The sequence below is a fragment of the Paraburkholderia sp. WC7.3g genome, assembly GCF_050436345.1.
GTDB lineage: Bacteria > Pseudomonadota > Gammaproteobacteria > Burkholderiales > Burkholderiaceae > Paraburkholderia > Paraburkholderia podalyriae.
Window position 1 is genome coordinate 652,012 of record NZ_JBNDMA010000001.1, and the last position, 17,296, is coordinate 669,307.

The 17,296-nt window shown below is 63.0% G+C and carries 15 protein-coding genes and 2 pseudogenes; 7 read left to right on the forward strand and 10 right to left on the reverse strand.

Annotated features, from left to right (window positions below):
• The first annotated feature begins 39 nt into the window (after positions 1 to 39).
• Together OKW43_RS03060 and OKW43_RS03065 are read left to right on the forward strand one after the other, a co-directional pair.
• Complete coding sequence (locus OKW43_RS03060) at positions 40 to 654, forward strand: hypothetical protein (RefSeq protein WP_429445170.1); 615 nt, start codon at positions 40 to 42, stop codon at positions 652 to 654.
• A gap of 218 nt (positions 655 to 872) precedes the next feature.
• Entirely contained in the window at positions 873 to 1,274 is a 402-nt protein-coding gene (locus tag OKW43_RS03065; RefSeq protein ID WP_090809158.1) for a DUF3597 domain-containing protein, read from the forward strand.
• Positions 1,275 to 1,429: 155 nt separating this feature from the next.
• Here the strand turns inward: OKW43_RS03065 and OKW43_RS03070 are convergent, their stop codons facing one another.
• Positions 1,430 to 1,702 (reverse strand): hypothetical protein, encoded by a 273-nt coding sequence (locus OKW43_RS03070; protein ID WP_187633261.1) that lies wholly within the window; start codon positions 1,700 to 1,702, stop codon positions 1,430 to 1,432.
• 271 nt (positions 1,703 to 1,973) lie between these two features.
• Positions 1,974 to 3,665: a Na/Pi cotransporter family protein gene (locus tag OKW43_RS03075; protein ID WP_429445172.1), complete on the reverse strand. Its 1,692-nt coding sequence runs from the start codon at positions 3,663 to 3,665 to the stop codon at positions 1,974 to 1,976.
• 378 nt (positions 3,666 to 4,043) lie between these two features.
• Between OKW43_RS03075 and OKW43_RS03080 the strand changes: the two genes are divergently transcribed.
• On the forward strand, positions 4,044 to 4,784 hold the full coding sequence (locus OKW43_RS03080; RefSeq protein WP_429445174.1) for a 3-ketoacyl-ACP reductase: 741 nt from the start codon (positions 4,044 to 4,046) through the stop codon (positions 4,782 to 4,784).
• Positions 4,785 to 4,892: 108 nt separating this feature from the next.
• A complete protein-coding gene (locus tag OKW43_RS03085) occupies positions 4,893 to 5,363 on the forward strand; it encodes a Fis family transcriptional regulator (protein ID WP_246529978.1) in 471 nt (156 codons plus the stop codon).
• A 15-nt stretch (positions 5,364 to 5,378) separates the two neighbouring features.
• On the opposite strand, the pseudogene OKW43_RS03090 reads toward OKW43_RS03085, so the two are convergent.
• The 5 genes and pseudogenes from OKW43_RS03090 to coxB all read right to left on the reverse strand — a co-directional run bounded on the left by OKW43_RS03090 (position 5,379) and on the right by coxB (position 10,809).
• Positions 5,379 to 6,753 (reverse strand): annotated as a pseudogene (locus OKW43_RS03090) (c-type cytochrome).
• Positions 6,738 to 7,154 carry a hypothetical protein gene (locus OKW43_RS03095; RefSeq protein WP_187633265.1) on the reverse strand — a complete coding sequence of 139 codons (417 nt, stop codon included), beginning with the start codon at positions 7,152 to 7,154 and terminating at the stop codon, positions 6,738 to 6,740. Before OKW43_RS03095 ends, OKW43_RS03090 begins: the two are co-directional and overlap by 16 nt.
• Complete coding sequence (locus OKW43_RS03100) at positions 7,151 to 7,792, reverse strand: cytochrome c oxidase subunit 3 (RefSeq protein ID WP_429445176.1); 642 nt, start codon at positions 7,790 to 7,792, stop codon at positions 7,151 to 7,153. Before OKW43_RS03100 ends, OKW43_RS03095 begins: the two co-directional genes overlap by 4 nt.
• A gap of 1 nt (position 7,793) precedes the next feature.
• A complete protein-coding gene (ctaD, locus tag OKW43_RS03105) occupies positions 7,794 to 9,791 on the reverse strand; it encodes a cytochrome c oxidase subunit I (RefSeq protein ID WP_429445179.1) in 1,998 nt (665 codons plus the stop codon).
• A 28-nt stretch (positions 9,792 to 9,819) separates the two neighbouring features.
• A complete protein-coding gene (gene coxB, locus OKW43_RS03110; RefSeq protein ID WP_429447310.1) occupies positions 9,820 to 10,809 on the reverse strand; it encodes a cytochrome c oxidase subunit II in 990 nt (329 codons plus the stop codon).
• Between the two features lie 427 nt (positions 10,810 to 11,236).
• Here coxB and OKW43_RS03115 point away from each other — a divergent pair, with 427 nt between their 5' ends.
• Positions 11,237 to 11,674 carry a DUF2778 domain-containing protein gene (locus OKW43_RS03115; protein ID WP_429447312.1) on the forward strand — a complete coding sequence of 146 codons (438 nt, stop codon included), beginning with the start codon at positions 11,237 to 11,239 and terminating at the stop codon, positions 11,672 to 11,674.
• Complete coding sequence (locus tag OKW43_RS03120; RefSeq protein WP_187633268.1) at positions 11,671 to 11,946, forward strand: hypothetical protein; 276 nt, start codon at positions 11,671 to 11,673, stop codon at positions 11,944 to 11,946. The genes OKW43_RS03115 and OKW43_RS03120 overlap by 4 nt, the downstream gene beginning before the upstream one ends.
• 188 nt (positions 11,947 to 12,134) lie before the next feature.
• Here OKW43_RS03120 and OKW43_RS03125 read toward each other — a convergent pair whose 3' ends face one another.
• Positions 12,135 to 12,530: a hypothetical protein gene (locus OKW43_RS03125; RefSeq protein ID WP_429445181.1), complete on the reverse strand. Its 396-nt coding sequence runs from the start codon at positions 12,528 to 12,530 to the stop codon at positions 12,135 to 12,137.
• 193 nt (positions 12,531 to 12,723) lie between these two features.
• On the opposite strand from OKW43_RS03125, the gene OKW43_RS03130 reads away from it, so the two are divergent.
• Positions 12,724 to 15,180 carry a penicillin acylase family protein gene (locus OKW43_RS03130; protein WP_429445183.1) on the forward strand — a complete coding sequence of 819 codons (2,457 nt, stop codon included), beginning with the start codon at positions 12,724 to 12,726 and terminating at the stop codon, positions 15,178 to 15,180.
• A gap of 43 nt (positions 15,181 to 15,223) precedes the next feature.
• On the opposite strand, the gene OKW43_RS03135 is transcribed toward OKW43_RS03130, so the two are convergent.
• Together OKW43_RS03135 and OKW43_RS03140 are read right to left on the reverse strand one after the other, a co-directional pair.
• Positions 15,224 to 16,189, reverse strand: a complete 966-nt coding sequence (locus OKW43_RS03135; protein ID WP_429445185.1) for a PDR/VanB family oxidoreductase — start codon at positions 16,187 to 16,189, stop codon at positions 15,224 to 15,226.
• Positions 16,186 to 17,271 (reverse strand): annotated as a pseudogene (locus OKW43_RS03140) (Rieske 2Fe-2S domain-containing protein). The gene OKW43_RS03135 and the pseudogene OKW43_RS03140 overlap by 4 nt, the downstream one beginning before the upstream one ends.
• Positions 17,272 to 17,296: the final 25 nt, after the last annotated feature.

Below are 17,296 nucleotides of genomic sequence, written 5' to 3' on the forward strand. Positions count from 1 at the left end.
GTTTTTCTCCTTCCATTAACCATCCCGTTAGGAGTTCCTATGTCATTCCTCATCAAATCAGGCGCAGCCTTGTTGACCGCAACGCTCGTGGGCGCTGCTTTCGCGCAGGCGCCAGCCACGAACTCCGCGCGCATCCGGGGCGAAATCGTGTCGCACGACGGTGACACGCTCAAGGTCCATCGACGCAGCGGCGATACCGTGTCGATCGATACGAAGCCGGCAGCGAGCGTTTCGGCTGTGAAGACGATGCAGCTATCGGATATCAAGCCGGGCACATTTATCGGCACGGCTGCAACCACGGGCACCGACGGCAAGCTGACAGCAACGGAAGTGGTCGTGTTCCCAGAGTCCGCGCGCGGCACGGGTGAAGGACATTACGCGTGGGACCTGGGCCCGAAAAGCTCGATGACGAACGCGAATGTCGACACCGTCGTGCAGAGCACGAGCGGCCGGGATCTGAAGCTGTCGTACAAGGGCGGCAGCAATGTGGTGACGGTGCCGCCCAACGTGCCCATCGTCACGTTCACGCCCGCGGAGCGCAGCGACCTTACGCCGGGCAAGAAGGTGTTCATAGTCGCTACGCCCGCGTCGCAGGGGACTTATGTTGCGCAACGCGTCGTGGTCGAAAAGGACGGCGTGGTGCCGCCGATGTGAAGGCTGAGCTGGGCCTCGGATAGCGCCGCGCACGGCGTCATGTGTTGAGGTGACGCGGGCTGAGTCGTGTCAGGATCATTGCGCGCGGACCAACACGAGCAGTCGACGGATTGACAAAATATTACGTTTTTCACCGTGGTAGATCGCGTAGCATAGTGGGGGCATGTCCTGCGAGCGCCCCCACTCGCATTCGTCATTCAACCGCGGAGATTTCGGAAATGAGTATTTTTGGTGACATCGTGCACAAGCTGTTCGGCAAAGCGAAGCCGGACCAACCTCCCCCCGCGACAGAACCCACCCCCGACCCGGCCGCCGCGCAAGCCGCGACGCCCAGCGCTCCCGCGGCGCCCGCGCCGCTGACCGACGTCGACGTGGCCGCCGTGATGGACCAACTCGTCAGCGAAAGCGGACAGACGTTGAACTGGCGTACGTCGATTGTCGACACGATGAAGGCACTCGGCGTCGACAGCAGTCTCGAACACCGCAAGCAACTTGCGCAGGAATTGAAGTACAGCGGGGACATGAACGACTCCGCGAGCATGAACATCTGGCTGCATAAGCAGGTGATGCAGGCGCTCGCGGCAAACGGCGGCAAGCTGCCGCCCGATCTGGCAAGTTGAGCAGGACGAAACAGGCGTTTCGCTGTAGGCGAAGCGCAGTGGAAGTCGCGCAGTAAAAGTCAAACACTCAGAGCAGGTTGCCCGGTCGAAGCACGAAACCGGGCAACCGGGAACTTCTCCGCGCGGCTGAACACATTCCGATGGAAGACACGCGGCTATTGCGCCGCGGTGAGCTTGAGTCCCGGCCGCAACGGCTGGGGAGGCTCTTGAGGAGCCTTGCGTTCGTCCGATACCTGTTCGATGCCCTTTCTCGTGACTTCTTCGAGGAAGGTCAGGCGAGCCCGATAGTAATCGGCACGCAGCTGTGCGTCGAGCACCAGCTGTTCGGCCTGAAACAGTTCCATGCGCAAGTTGTTCAGCGCGCGTTCGGCCTGTTTCTCGGGAGTAGGAGCATGTTGTGAAGCCCAGTTAGCAAGCCACCTGATCATGGTGAAGCCCTCCTTGAGTTCAGTGCTCTGCGGCGACACAGGCTATCAAATTCCGGACGCGATGTGTGTTAATTCACTACTGATACCACAACACGCGCGAAGCGAAAAAAAGCCCGCACAGCAAAGGCGGGCAATCCCACTCTCCGTGAAAGCCTGTCACGAGGATGACACGCTGAGATCTTAGCGTTCTCGCAACGTGAGCGTCCGTGTGCTGGCGATCACTTCCGCGCGAATATATCGATCGTTGGTCCTCGCTCGCGCGCGATGGAAGCTACTGAAGCGCCGCCACATTTTTCGCAATGGCCCGCGCAAACTGCGCGATCTGCCGACCCTGCTCGATCAGATCCATCGCGAGCCGGAACGTGACCACGTCCGCCTTGTCCGCCAGCTGAAGCTTCGCGAGCACGACCTGACGCGCGGTCGCGGCGAGCTTGTCGATGCCGGCTTTCGCGTCGATCACCTTCGCGACTTCCTCCGGATCGGGCGCCTCGATCGTGCGGATCGCCTGCTCCAGATTGCGGATCACGGCCTCGGAAAACTGCGTAGTCGTCGCATCGCGCAGGCGCAGCAGGTCGATCTGCTGCGTCATTCGCTGCTGCCCGACGTTCATCAACGTCGTGCCGACAATGCCGCTGATGCTCTCGAGATGGCTCGTGACCTGCGTATAACCGACTATCTGCTGACCTTCGTCCTCAGAGTGCTGCCCCTGCGACAGGCGGCCGATATATTGAAGAATCTCGAAGGCGAGCCGGTCGCTTTCCCTGTCCTGGTCGAGCATCTGATTGATCTCTTCCATCGTGCCCGTGGACACCATCTGTGAGCCGCGTTGCACGACCTCGAGCACCTGCGCGCCGAGCCGGGTCAGCTCGATACGCACGCGCTGCAGTCCAAGCGCCGGCACGGTCAACGACGACTCGTCGAGATACTGCGGATCGCCCGCGGGTTTGGCCGCCTTCGTGCGCCTCGGCACGACCCGTTGCGCGAACCGCGCGATCGGACCGGTAAACCAGATCAGCAGCAGCGTGTTCGCCACGCTGAAAAGCGTATGCACATTCGCGACCTGCCGCGGCGCCTCGGCCGACAGGCGCGCGAGGCCTTGCAGTTCCGGATGCGACGGCGAGACCCAGCGCACGAACTCGGCCATCTGCGGAATCAGGAAGAGCGCGATCACGACGCCGAGCACATTGAACACCAGATGCACGACGCCGACCTGCACCGCCTCCGGTGGCTTGCCGATCGAGGCGAGCAATGCCGTGCCGCAGGTGCCGACATTCGCGCCGAGAATCAGCGTGATGGCGGCTTCGAGCGGCATCAGGCCCTGGCCGCTCAACGCAATGACGATCGCGAGCGTCGCCGCCGAGCTTTGCACGATCGCGGTGAAGACCGCCCCCACGATGACGCCGACGAGCGGATTGCGCATGTCCTGCATTGCGTCGATGAACGGCTGGTAGGTGCGCAGCGGATGCGTAGCCTCTCCCATCAGCTGGATGCCCATGAACAGCAGCCCTAGCCCCATCACGACGCGGCCGATCTCCCGCAGCAGTTCGCGCGGACCAAACGCGTGCAGCACGAAGCCGATCGCCAGCATGAATGGCGTCAGACGCGAAACGTCGAAGGCGATGATCTGCGCGGTGATGGTCGAGCCGATGTTCGCGCCCATGATCATCGGCACCGCCTGGGCCAGCGTCATCAGGCCGGCGGACACGAAGCCGACCATCAGCACCGTCGTGATGGTCGACGAGTTCAGCAGCGCGGTCACGACGGCGCCCGCCACCACGCCGCGAAACCGGTTCGCGGTCAGCACGCCGATCAGCGACTGCAGTCTCGATCCCGCGATCGCCTTCAGGCCGCCGGTCAGGAACTCCAGACCGAGAAGAAACAGCGCGAGGCCGCCGATCAACAGCCCGAAGATCCCAACGAAGTTCAATTTGCCGGGATCGATGTCAGCAAGGTAATCAGACATCCTGATGTGCCTCTGATGGTCACACGAATAGACACAGGAACGATGGACGGCTTTGCGCCCTGAATCGACGATCGTGCAGGCAGTCTGTTGCACTGTGTCCGGGGCACGTACTTAAGGCTAACGCTAAGGGTAAGAGGAAGATGGCGCGCAGGCAAGGACAGGAGGCCGGCCGGCGGGATCGGGCTACCCGGAGTTCGCAAAGCGCTGATCCGGCAATCGACGTAAATCATTGCGCCGTCAAGCAACCCTTCCGCACCTGATTTGGCAGTTAACCCGTAGGTGAAAATGCCCATCGTGCGGCCCGTTGGCGGCTGCCAATAATAGCTTCATCCTCCAATCGAACCTGCTCCAACTCACCCGAGACAACAAGGAGGACTCATGGCAAATCGTATTGCATACGTAACTGGCGGGATGGGTGGTATCGGAACCGCCATCTGCCAGCGCTTGCACAAAGAGAACTACACCGTCATCGCGGGCTGCGGCCCGAACTCGGCGCGCAAAGCCCGATGGCTGGAAGAACAGAAAGCGCTCGGCTATGACTTCGTCGCTTCGGAAGGTAACGTCGCGGATTGGGAATCCACCACGAAAGCGTTCGAGAAGGTCAAGAATGAAGTGGGTGAAGTCGACGTGCTCGTCAACAACGCGGGCATCACGCGCGACGGCATGTTCCGCAAGATGACGTACGAAGACTGGCAAACGGTGATCGACACCAATCTCACGAGCCTGTTCAACGTGACCAAGCAGGTCATCGAGGGCATGGTCGAACGAGGCTTTGGCCGCATCATCAATATCTCGTCGGTCAACGGCCAGAAAGGCCAGTTCGGGCAAACCAACTACTCCACGGCCAAGGCCGGCATTCACGGCTTCACGATGGCACTCGCGCAGGAAGTCGCCACCAAGAACGTGACGGTCAACACCGTGTCGCCGGGCTACATCGGCACCGACATGATCAAGGCCATTCGTCCGGAGGTGCTGGAAAAAATCGTCGCGACGATTCCGGTGCGGCGCCTCGGCACGCCGGATGAAATCGCGTCGATCGTCGCGTGGATCGCATCGGATCAGGCGGGCTTTGCGACCGGAGCGGACTTTTCGCTGAACGGCGGTCTGCATATGGGCTAACGGGAACGGCGCCGCGCGGTACGCGGCGCAACCGTTTTCCGTTATCGCCGTTGTCGGGTTCCGTGATGATGTCGCGGTCCGGCGCAAGCCGGACGCGTCAGTAAGCTTATGGCCAGAAAAGCGAGCCCCACTCGCGATGCAAACGCGAAGTCGCCGCGCCCGCGCCCGAAGGCGATGCTGCGGCCGATCGTACCTGCCAAAGCGGGCGAGATCTCGCTCGACTATCACATGACGCTCGAGGCATTGCGCAGCGGCGTCGCTAATCAATATCACGTCGGCAGCATGGCGCAGGCCATTTACATGGCGATGCTGCTGAATCAGCGCGGCTATGGCCCGGCCGTACCCGAGCTGTTTCGCGACGCGGAGGGCGCGATTCTGCGCTGCCGGCAGGCGGGACTCGAAACCGGCGTCTGCGTCGTCGATCACGACGCATACGCGCTACTCGGTCAGGTTCTCACGCTCTTCGATCAGCAGCTCGCGGCGGCGCCGGTGCAGGAGCTGATCGCGGTCAACGCGAAGCTGAAGACGCTGTTCAGCGAGGCCAACGGGCAATGCGACGGCAACGACAACACCGCATAACGAGCGCGTGGGCCTTCACTTGTGCAATGCGCCGCGCACGCTCGACACGTCGTTTCGCGTCACCGGTCCGGCCGTATTTCCCCATGTATTTCGAACAAACGTGAGCACGCGCGCCATTTCTGTATCCGTCAGCTTGCCGGCGAAAGACGGCATCTTGCGCGGCTCCGGTCCCGACCCGGTATGCGGACTGCCCCCGCCTTCGACCAGCAGGCGCACCAGTGACACGCTCGACGCCGACAGCACCGCGGGGTTGCCCGCGAGGCGCGGATACTTTTGCGGCACCCCCGCCCCATCCATCTGATGACAGCGCGCGCAATATGACGCGTAAATGCCCGCGCCGGGTCTTTCCACATCCCCGGTTTTCAGCGCCTGCACCGTTTGCAGCGCGGCGCTGGAGCGCGCATTGAAAAAGCCGCCTGGCGCATGCGGCGGCAGGCTCTTCAGATACGCGGCGATCGCCGCGAGATCGTCGTCGCTCAGGTACTGCGTGCTGTCTTCGACGACCTGCACCATGCTGCCGAACGGGATGAGTCCGCCGCCGTGGCCGTTTCGAAGGAAGTCGACGATGTCGGTCGCGGAACTGCGGCCGAGCCCCGAGCCCGGATCGGCGCTCAGGTTCGGCGCGAACCAGTAATCGTTGGTGCCTCCCGTCAGATAGGCCGATGCCGACTCGTCGTAGCCGCGCTCTTCGTACGCCGGTCCGCGCGGCGTGTGGCAGGCGCCGCAATGGCCGAGCGATTGCACCAGATACGCGCCGCGATTCCATTGCGCATCGCGTTTCGCATCGGCCTTGAACTGGCTTTTCGGCGCGAATGCCCAGTCCCAGAACATCAATACCCAGCGCTGGTTGAATGGAAACGGCAAGCGCGTTTGTGGGGCGGGCGCCGCGACCGGTTGCACGCCGTGCATGAAGTACGCGTAGAGTGCGTGCATGTCGTCGTCGGTGATCTTCGCGAACGACGGGTACGGCATCGCCGGATAAAGCCGCTTGCCACCGGGCGCGATGCCTTCGCGCAACGCGCGCGCGAAATCGTCATAGCTGTAGCGGCCGATGCCGTATTGCGGGTCCGGCGTGATGTTCGACGTATAGATCGTGCCAAACGGTGAACCCATGCCGAGGCCGCCGGCAAACGGCGGGCGTAGCGACCGGCGCCGCGCCCGGATGCGAGACGCGAGGCGCGGCTGTGTGGCAACCCGCGCAATCGGCGGCTTTGGCGAGGTACGCGCCGCGCGCCACCTGCGCGGCGTCCGTGGATGCGCTCGCGGCGTTCGCGGTGGCGTCGCCCGCGGCGGCGGCGTTTGCCGTCGCCGCTATCGTCAGCGCGCATGCGGCCGCGATGACGAAGCTGGCCGGGTTGAAAACGTTGTGCTTCATCACCACCACCTGCACGGCGACACGATCGCGACCGCGACATCCGTCGCGATCAATGCGAACAGAAACAGCGCGCTGCACATCACTGCGACGTGCGTCAGGAACCAGTCGAGTTCGGCACGCGTGCGGCGCTCGCCGTTCAGCGTACCCAGCTTCAGCGGCGCGACACGGCGAAGATTGCGCCACGCGACCCACGTGCCGAATACGCCCGCGACCAGACACAGCGTGCCGAGCGCGACCATCGCAGCACGCATCCACGGCACGAGCGGCGCGCCGAGCGGATGGTTGTACGGATAGCAGGCCTGCGCGGCGAGCGTCTCCGCGACCAACGTCTGCAACAGCCACGCGAACGGCGCCGCGAGCAAGCCGATCAGCACGTAAGGCATCGAGATGCGGGAGTCCCTGGGCACCGTCATCATGACCACTCCCGGAACAGATAGGGCGTCAGATAAAGCGTGCTGAAAATGAACAGCCACACGACGTCGACGAAGTGCCAATACAGCCCGCCGATCGACAGCGCCGCGCAGCGCTTGTCGCCGAAATAGCCGAGCGCGGTCCAGATCAGCAACAGCGTCAGCACGACGATCCCGACCAGCACGTGCGCCATATGAAAGCCGGTAATCGTGAAGTACAACGAGCCATACAGATGCGAGGTCAGGCCATACGGATGGTTGCGCCATTCGCGCAACTGGATGACCATGAAGATGCACCCCAGCACGATGCCAACCGCCATCGACGCGACACCCAGCCGCAACCGCCGCCGACGCACGCAGCGCTCGCAGAACCAGACGAACACGCTGCTCGATAGCAGAATGACCGTGTTCGCACCGCCGAGCCCGAGCTTCGGCAACCCCTCGGACGGCCAATGCTGCTGGCTCTGCGACGCCAGATACAGATACGAGAAGATCAGATAACCGAACAGCGCGCCTTCGGTCGTGATCAGCGTGAAGCAGCCCCACCAGCCGCTCGATCGCTCGCCCGCGCTGCCAACCGGCAACGCACGCGCGGTCTCGTCCGGTTCTCTCGACGAGCGATTCAGATCCAGCGCATCGCTCATGTCAGCCTCCCGCATCCTCGACCGCGACCGGCTCGCGCTGGAGCAGCGCGCGCTCGGGCCACAGCCACACGATGATCGACACTGCGCAGCCGGCCAGCATCGCACCCACGAAAGCCCAGGCGGTCAACGCGAGCCCCACGAACAGCAGCGCGGCGAAGACCGCGAGCCAGAACGGCGCGTACGAGTCTTCCGGCATCTTCAGGATCACGTCGGGACTCGCCTCGAGAGCGGTCGTACCCAGCGCTTCGCGACCTTGCGCGAGCAAATAGCCTTCGTCGAGTTGCGAGCGCGTCTGATCCGCGACGCCCGGCTTGTCGATTCGGCCCTCCCACAACGGATGCCGGCTCGCGAGCGTCGGCACCACCGCGAAGTTATACGGCGGCGGTGGCGAGCTGATCGACCATTCGAGCGTCGGCGCATCCCACGGATTGTTGCTGGCGAGCTTGCCGCGTTTCAGGCTCACCGCGATATCGATCAGAAACAGCAGCACGCCGGCGGCGAACAGGAACGAACCGAGCGACGTGACGAGATTCACCGTGTTCCAGCCCATGTCGGCGGGATACGTGTACATACGGCGCGGCATGCCGAGCAGCCCCGCGATGTGCATCGGGAAGAACGCGATGTTGAAGCCGATGAAGAGCACCCAGAACGCGAGCTTGCCGAGCCGTTCGTTGGTCATCCGACCGGTGAATTTTGGGAACCAGAAGTAGATACCGCCGATCACCGGAAACACGTTGATGCCAAGCAGCACGTAGTGCAGATGCGCGACGACGAAGTACGTGTCGGTGAGTTGCCAGTCGAACGGCACCGCGGCCGTCATCACGCCCGAGACGCCGCCGATCACGAACAGCAGCACGAAGCCCGCGAAAAACAGGAACGGCACGCGATACACGGGTCGGCCGGTCCAGATCGTCGCAATCCAGGCGAACGTCGCGACCGCGCTCGGCACCGCGATGACCATGCTGGCCGAGCCGAAGAACGACAGCGCGAGCGCGGGGATACCGGTCGCGAACATGTGGTGAATCCACACGGCAAAGCCGATCACCATCGTCGCGACCGTCGCCAACGCGACCGGCCCGTAACCGACCAGCGGCCGGCGGCAAAAGACCGGCAACGCATCCGACACGATGCCCATGGCCGGCAACACGACCACATAGACCCACGGGTGCGCGAAAATCCAGAACAGGTGCTGCCATAGCAGGGGGCGCCCGCTATTGAGCACGTCAAAGAAATGCGTACCGATGCGGCGGTCCATCCACAGCATCAGAAACGCGAGGCTCACCGACGGCACCGCCAGCAGATTGCCCCCGGACGCGGTCAGCGTGCCCCACACGAGCACCGGCACACGATCGAGCGACATGCCCGGCGCGCGCATCCTCAGCAGCGTGACGACGAAGTTCATCGCGCCGACCGTCGTCGAGATGCCGAGCAGCACCATGCCGAGCGCGTACACGTCGATATTCGGGCCACTGCTGTACTCGAGGCCGGACAGCGGCACGTAGTTGAACCAGCCGGCGTCCGGCGCCTGGCCCGTCGGAAAACCCGCATACAGGAAGATGCCGGCGAACAGGAACACCCAGTACGACAGCGCGTTCAGGCGCGGAAAAGCCATATCTCGGGCGCCTAGCACGAGCGGCCATAGATAGTTCGAGAAGCCGGACAGAACAGGCAGCGCGTACAGAAAGATCATCGTCAGTCCGTGCATCGTGAACAGTTGGTTGTACTGTTCGGGCGTCAGCACGGTTGCGTTGGGACGCGCCAGTTGAACGCGCATGATCAGCGCTTCGACGCCGCCCATCAGCAGAAAGATGAACGCGGTCACCAGGTAGCGCAGGCCGATCGCCTTGTGATCGACCGTCGAGAACCAGCCGCGCCAGCCGGGCCGCGACTCCCAGATTTCGCGCAGCCGCTTTTCCTGCTCGCTGCCGGGCTCGACACGGCCGCGCCGCGGCGTGCGGGTCAGCGCGGGTAGCGAAGCGGAAGCGGGATGATCGGACATTGAACGGGTTCCTCGAGTGCTGTGCGCTTCAATGCAGCGTCGCGAGATACGCCGACAACGCGGCGGCCTCGCTGGTGGTCAGCGCGATACTGGGCATCAATGCATCGGGTTTGATCTGCTGCGCGTGCTCGATCCAGTCGAGCAGATGGTCGGGCGTATTGCTCAGCGCGCCCGCCGCGATCATGCGACGCGAGCCGAGATGTGTCAGATCGGGCGCCTGCAGACCGGTGGCCTTGGTGCCGCGAATCGTGTGGCAACCCGCGCAGCGCTCTTCGAACAGATGCCGGCCGGCCGCGACCGCTGCGTCTGTCGGGGGCGGGCTGGCCGCGCGTCCCTGCGCGTCGCGCCAGGCGTTGAACGCGGCGGCGTCCTGCGCGATCACTTCGAATGCCATATGCGCGTGCTGCGCGCCGCAGAACTGCGAGCATTGCCCGCGATAAATGCCTGGACGGTCCGCCTGAATCCACTGCTCGTTGGTTTGCCCGGGAATCGTCTGCGTCTTGCCCGCGAGTTGCGGTACCCAGAAAGCGTGCACGACGTCCGCGCTTTTGAGCTGGATCTTCACCGGCTCACCGACCGGAATATGAATCTCGTTCGCCGTGCTGAAGTTGCGGGCCGGATTCGGGTCGCCGCTGTAATCGGCTCGCCACCACCAGTCGTAAGCGGTCACGGTGATCGTCAATTGCGGATGCGACGCGGGCGACGCCACCGATTCGAGCGTGATCAGCGCATAGATCAGCATCGCCAGCAGCACGACCGACGACACGGCGGTGCCGATGAACACCCAGCGTATGCCGCCGGGCTCGGCGCTCAGCGCATCCGGTTGCGCCGCGGGACGCTTGCGGACCATCGCGCCGATCAACAGGCCGGCGACGATCAGCGTGACCAGCGTCACGATCGCGGTGAATACCCAGCCGAGGTACAGCGTCGGACGGGCCGCTGGGCCGGCCGCGTGCAGGAAGTAGTTCAGCGGCGCCACCGGGTTCGCGTGGGCGGCGTGCGCGGAAGCGATGGCCAGCGCTGGTAACCACGTGACGCTGCCGCGCGTGACGCGCCGCCTTGACGTTCCGGATGCTGCCGCTGCTGTCACCGAGGACCCCGCTGATAGTGATGAGCTTTCAACACGCGTCGTCCCCTGCGAACGAAGCGACGCCCAAGCAGGTCAGCAAAAATCAGGCCGCGTATGGCGCGGGTGCGGGGGGAGGTTCGCGCTGACTGCGGCATGTCAGCAGAAGGGTGCATTCGCTCGGTTATGGGAATGCGTAAACCAGTCGTTGCATAGGCGTGGATTACTGCCGCAAGACTTTATTTTGATATTGGTCTTCTCAAAATAAATGGCCTTTAAAATGCGCGCTCGGCACAACTTGATTATCTATTCGTTCACTGTTATCGGTCGATCTGGAGGACTGATGTTTCAATGCGCGTTCGAATTGAATGGCAAGCCAATGAGCGAATCTTGGATTGGCGCCCTATCGTTTCCCGCATACTCTGGACAAGGGAGTTATATCAATAAAGCGGCGGGAATGTGCACGCCGACGTATGGTGCCATCCCCGTGGGCAGGTATTACATTTTTGATAGAAGGTCCGGAGGCGCTCTCGGCCGGTGGAAAGATCGGCTTAATCTGAATGGCAATAACAAGAGCGAATGGTTCGCGCTGTACGCTATCGACGGCGATATTGACGATGACAAACTCTTATGCGACGGCATCATTCGTGGCCGATTCCGATTGCATCCTAAGGGACGATTGGGGAAAAGCGAGGGCTGCATAACTATCGACCAACTCGCAGACTGGCATCATATACGTTCTATATTTACCAACACGCCGAAAGTATCCGTGCCTGGATCGGAACTTGAAGCGTACGGTGAAGTGATTGTGAGATGAAAAAATTCCTCATCTGCCTCTCGGTCGGCTTGAACTTACTGTTCGCAATCGTTGTCAATGCGCTGTGGTGGATGATGTATCCAGAAGCGCCGTTGAACTTTTCGAATCCGATATGGAAATGGGCGGTTCGCATGTACGGGGTCACGACGGCATATCAGGAATCCGACTTGGCGTTCTTCATGTCGTCGGCCGCTATCGTGCTAGGGTTCGCCGCAGTCGTGCTGGTTTTCCGATGGAGCATGAAGCGCGGTCAGCGAAAAGTTGGCGACTAGCCATCTCCGGTGGAAATAGTCGCTGCGTCAGCACCAAAAGATTCGCCCGAAGCCCGCCGCCCAGCGGGCTTCACTCGGCTAGCCCCTCTCGCACGTCCGGTCGCGCAGTTCTGAAAAACGTGTCGTGCCATTGCCGGCGCCCAGCGCTTTCGACAAGGCTTCTTGCGCTCGTCGACTGTGAACATTCTTCAGGGTAGTTTTGCCTTGACACGGTCCCACCATGACGGCGGTAGCTCGATTTCTCCATCCTCGCTCGCCGCCGATGTGTCATATATCAGATAGTCGTCGGTCCATAAAAGCCTGATTCGCTCGGGATATCGATAGACTCGCTCGGCAAGCAACTCCTTCGTAGCAGTCCGGTAGAGCCTCAAGGCAATGCGGTCGCGGGGCGGGTATGCATACCGGGCGATGTATTTCCCGTCATCCGATCTCTGATCATGAAAAGTGGCTTCTGTCATTTGCTTGACCGCGGTTCGATAGCCGAGCGCCGCCAGCGCGAGAATCACAGTCAGGGTGACGATAATCAGCCTGGCGGGAACCGACAGCGATGTCTTGATCTTGCAGACAAAAATTTCATTAGGCACGGTATCGCTTCTCGCTTTAGATTCAACGTTCGTCAATGACCTATGACCGGAATGCAGCACCACTGCTTCTAGCCACACGATATTAATAGCTAACTGACGGTTCGAAAGAAATCAGAGCACGCCTAAACGGCGATGATTCACAATCTTCTTCGCACGCTCGTCATCGCTCAACGTCCGCCCAACCAAAAAAGCCATGCGTTCGAACGTCTCCCCGCTCCGCTGCCTCGCCGCCCTGCTGATCGCGCTGCCCGTTGCCGCCGCTCTGCAAAGCTGCGCGAGCCCCGATGCGGACAATGTCGCGCACACCGGCCCGTATCGAGCCGACATCCGCCGCACCGCGCTCGGCATTCCGCACATCAACGCCGACAACTGGGGCAGCCTCGGCTACGGATACGGCTACGCGCAGGCGCAAGACAATCTGTGCACGATGGCCGAAAGCTTCGTCACCTATCGCGGCGAACGCTCGCGCTTCTTCGGCGCCGACGCGCGGCCCACGCTCGCCGCGACGTTCGGCCAGCCCGACAATCTCAATTCGGATTTCTTCTTCCGTTTCATCGTCGACGATGCCACCGTCGCGCGCTTCCGCAAGAGTCAGACCGACGACATGCGTGCGTTGATCGACGGCTTCGTCGCCGGCTATAACCGCTACCTCGCCGATCTCGCGCATGGCGATTTCCCGGGCGCGCATGCGGCCTGCCGCGCGGCGCCGTGGCTCGGCAAGATCAGCAACGCGGACTTGTACCGGCGTCAGATCGCGGCGAATCTGGCCGGTGGCGAGGCGCGCTTCATCAACGCGATCGCGACCGCGCAACCGCCCCAGGCGATGCCGGTGCCGCCGCAAAGCGCGTTGCACGACGACGCCCCCGTCGACCCACCGCTCGCCGAATTCGGCGGCCATGCGGGCATCGGCAGCAACGCACTCGCGTTCGGCGCGGACGCGACGCACACGGGCAGCGCGCTGCTGCTCGGCAATCCGCACTGGTTCTGGACCGGCCCAGATCGCTTCTACCAGGCTCAACTCACTATTCCCGGCAAGCTGAACGTCAGCGGCGTGTCGTTTCTCGGCGTGCCAGTGATCATGATCGGCTTCAACGACAACGTCGCATGGACGCATACCGTGTCCACCGCGAAGCGCTTCGGCCTGTTCAAGCTGACGCTCGTGCCTGGCGCGCCGACCCGGTATCAGGTCGACGGCAACAGCGAAGCGATGACGCCGACGCGCGTGAACGTCGAAGTGCGCGCGCCCGACGGTTCGCTGCATACGGTGTCACGCACGCTGTACCGCTCGCGCTTCGGGCCGCTCGTCAACCTCGGCGCGATGTCGCCCGCGCTAGCGTGGAGTGCGCAGCAGGCGTTCGCGCTGCGCGATATCAACGACGATAACTTCCGCGTGTTGGAAAACTTCCTCGAATGGAATCAGGCGACTTCGCTCGACGATTTCATCCGCATCCAGAAGAAGAACGCGGGTATGCCGTGGGTCAACACGCTCGCAATCGGCCGCGACGATCCGCGCGTCTGGTACGCGGATATCGGCGCGATTCCTGACGTGCCCGACGAACTCGCGCAGCGCTGCACGCCGCCAGTCGGCAAGGCACTGGCGCAGGCCATGCCCGGCGTGCCGGTCCTTGACGGTTCGCGCAGCGACTGCGACTGGCGCGACGAGCCGGGAGCGGTACAGCATCGTGCGTTGCCGGTCGCGCAGATGCCGTCGCTGCTTCGGCGCGACTATGTCGGCAATTTCAACGACAGTTACTGGCTCAGCAACCCGGCCGAACCGATGACCGGCTACGCGAAGATCATCGGTCCGACCGGCACGCCGCAGTCGCTGCGCACACGGCTCGGCCATACGATTGCCGCGCAATTGCAGAACGATCCGCAGGGCGTGAGCGCCGATGCGCTCGGCCGCGCCGCGCTCGACAGCCGCTCGATGTCGGCGTTGCTATTCAAGCAGCCCGTGCTCGACCGTCTGTGCGGTAGCGACGCGCTGGCGGCCCTGCCGGCCGATCCGAACGCCGACCAACAGCGCTCCGCGTGCCAGGTACTCGCCGCATGGGACGATACGGCCGCGGCGGGCGCAGTGGGTGCAACGTTGTGGGACGAACTCTGGCGGCGGCTGCTGACGATTCCGCCCGCGCAACTCTATGCGGTGCCATTCGACCGCGCGAAGCCGTTGACCACGCCCGCGGGCATCGCCGCCGATCCGGCGAAGCTCGCCGCCGCGCTGCATGACGCGCTCGCGGCACTGCAACGCGCCGGCATCGCTATCGATGCGCCGCGCGGTGCGGCGCTCTATGTGCAACGCGACCACGAACGCATTCCGCTATACGGGGGTTGCGACGCGGGCGGCTATTTCACCGCGGCGTGTGCCGCCCATCCATTTGATGCGAGCGGCTATTCGATGAACGTCAAGCCAATGGGCGACACGTATCTTCAGATCGCGTCGTTCGCCGGCGATTGGGTGATCGCACGCACGCTGCTCGCGCCATCCGAATCGGACGATCCGGCGTCGCCGCACTATGCCGACGGCACACGCGATTACGCCGCCCAACGCTGGACGATTATTCCGTTCTCCGAAGAAGCGATTGCGCACGATCCGGCGTTGAGTGTGCGCACGGTAGGTTCGTCGGATTCTGAGGGAAAAGCGCAATAAATAAGCGGTACGACGGGCAACAGTCCCGTCGTCCGCAAAAAGATCACAGATCCAGCACCAGCAGCGGCGATTTCGCGCGCGAGCAGCACGGCAGGAACTGATCGTTCGCCGCGCGTTCCTCGTCGGTCAGATAGGAATCCTGGTGATCCGGCTCGCCGCTCAGCACCCGCGTCAGACAGGTGCCGCACACGCCCTGCTCGCACGACGTGATGACTTCGATGCCATGCGCGGCCAGCGCCTGCACGACCGTGCATTGCGGCGGCACGTCGATCGTCGCGCCGCTACTCGCGATGCGCACCTGGAAGCTGCCGCCCGTCGCCGCCTGATTCGCGGCCGCGCCGAAGAACTCGTAGTGCAGCCTGTGTTCCGGCCAGCCCTTGGCGCGCGCGGTCGCGAGCACGAAGTCCATGAAGCCGCGCGGGCCGCACACATACAGATGCGTGCCGGCCGGCGCATGGCTCAACGTCTGCTCGATATCGAACGTCGAGCCGCCCGGATGGTCGTCGTGATGAAGCTGGACCGACTTCGCAAAACCAGCCCGCGCGAGACGCTCGACGAATGCAGTGCGTTCCTTCGAGCGCGTGCAATAGTGCATGTCGAACGAAGTGCCGGTGGCGGCAAGCCGCTCCGCCATGCAAAGAATCGGCGTGACGCCGATCCCGCCCGCGAGCAGCAGATGATGTGCTGCATCGTCGGCGAGCGCGAAATGATTGCGCGGCGCGCTGATCCGCAGGCGATCGCCTTCGCGGACCAGATCATGCACCGCTTTCGATCCGCCGCGCCCCGCTTCGTCACGCACCACCGCGATCAGGTAGCGATGCGTATCGCGCGGGTCGTTGCACAACGAGTACTGACGCACGAGCCCATTGGGCAAATGCACGTCGACGTGCGAGCCGGCGTCGAAAGCGGGCAACGCCTGACCGTTTTCGCTCGCCAGTTCGAAGCTCGCGATACCGGGCGCTTCGTCGCGGCGGCGCGCGACCACCACATTCAGCACGGGATCATTCATGTTGCCGTCCGCACCGGAATGACGCGTGTCGCTTCAGCCTGCGGCACGCCCGTCTGCCCGCGTTCCTGCGCGACAAGACGATCGATCACGCGACGCGACATCACACCGCCCGCATCGATATTGAGTTTCAACAGATTGCGTTCGGGTCAGCGCAGCAGGTTCTGCTGCTGACGTTCGAGCATCTGCAGATCTTCGCTGAAGATCTTCCCCTGCCCTTCACGGATGCTTGCGGTCAGCGCGGCATCGTCGGGCCGGAAATTGCGCGCCATGCCCCAGAAATACCAGATCGACGTTTCAGTTTCCGGCGTGATGAAATCCACCACGATCGACGACGCCTTTTTGTCGGCCGGCGCGTGATAGCCGCCATGTCCGGCATGCGCGACGCCGACCTCGATCAGCACATGACTCGGCGGCGTGAAGTGGCAGACCTGCCAACGGTCGACGGGCACGTCGTCGGCGAGACCATTGCCGCGCAATGCCATCTGCCAGAACGGCGGCGCCGCGACGTTTTCCATGAAACGGCTGGTGCGCACGGCATCCCCTTCGGCAACCGTTTTCGGCGCGGCTTCGTCGATTTCCTTTTGTCCGATGCTGTTCGCGTGCACATAGGTCTCGTGCGTCAGATCCATCAGGTTGTCGATCATCAGCCGGTAGTCGCAGCCAATGTGATAAAGGCCGCCGCCGTACGCCCATTCGGCGCTCTCCGCCCACTCCAGATGATGCAGTTTGGCCGCATCGGCCTGCGCCGCATCGCCGGGCCACACCCAGACAAAGCCGTAACGCTCGATGACCGGATAGCTGCGGATCGACGGAAAGCCGTTCACGCGTTGCCCCGGCATGCCGGTCGCCTTACCCTGACAGCCCATTTCGAGGCCGTGATAGCCACACACCAGCGTGCCCTCGCGCACGAAACCGAGCGACAGCGGCGCGCCGCGATGCGGACAGAAGTCTTCGAGCGCCACCACGGCGCCTTCGGCATTGCGATAGAAAACCATCGGCTCGCCGCAGATCTGCCGGCCCAGCGGCTTGTCCGCCACTTCATCGGGCATACATGCGACGTACCACGCATTCTTGGGGAACATGTCCGTCTTTCTCCGGGTTTATTTC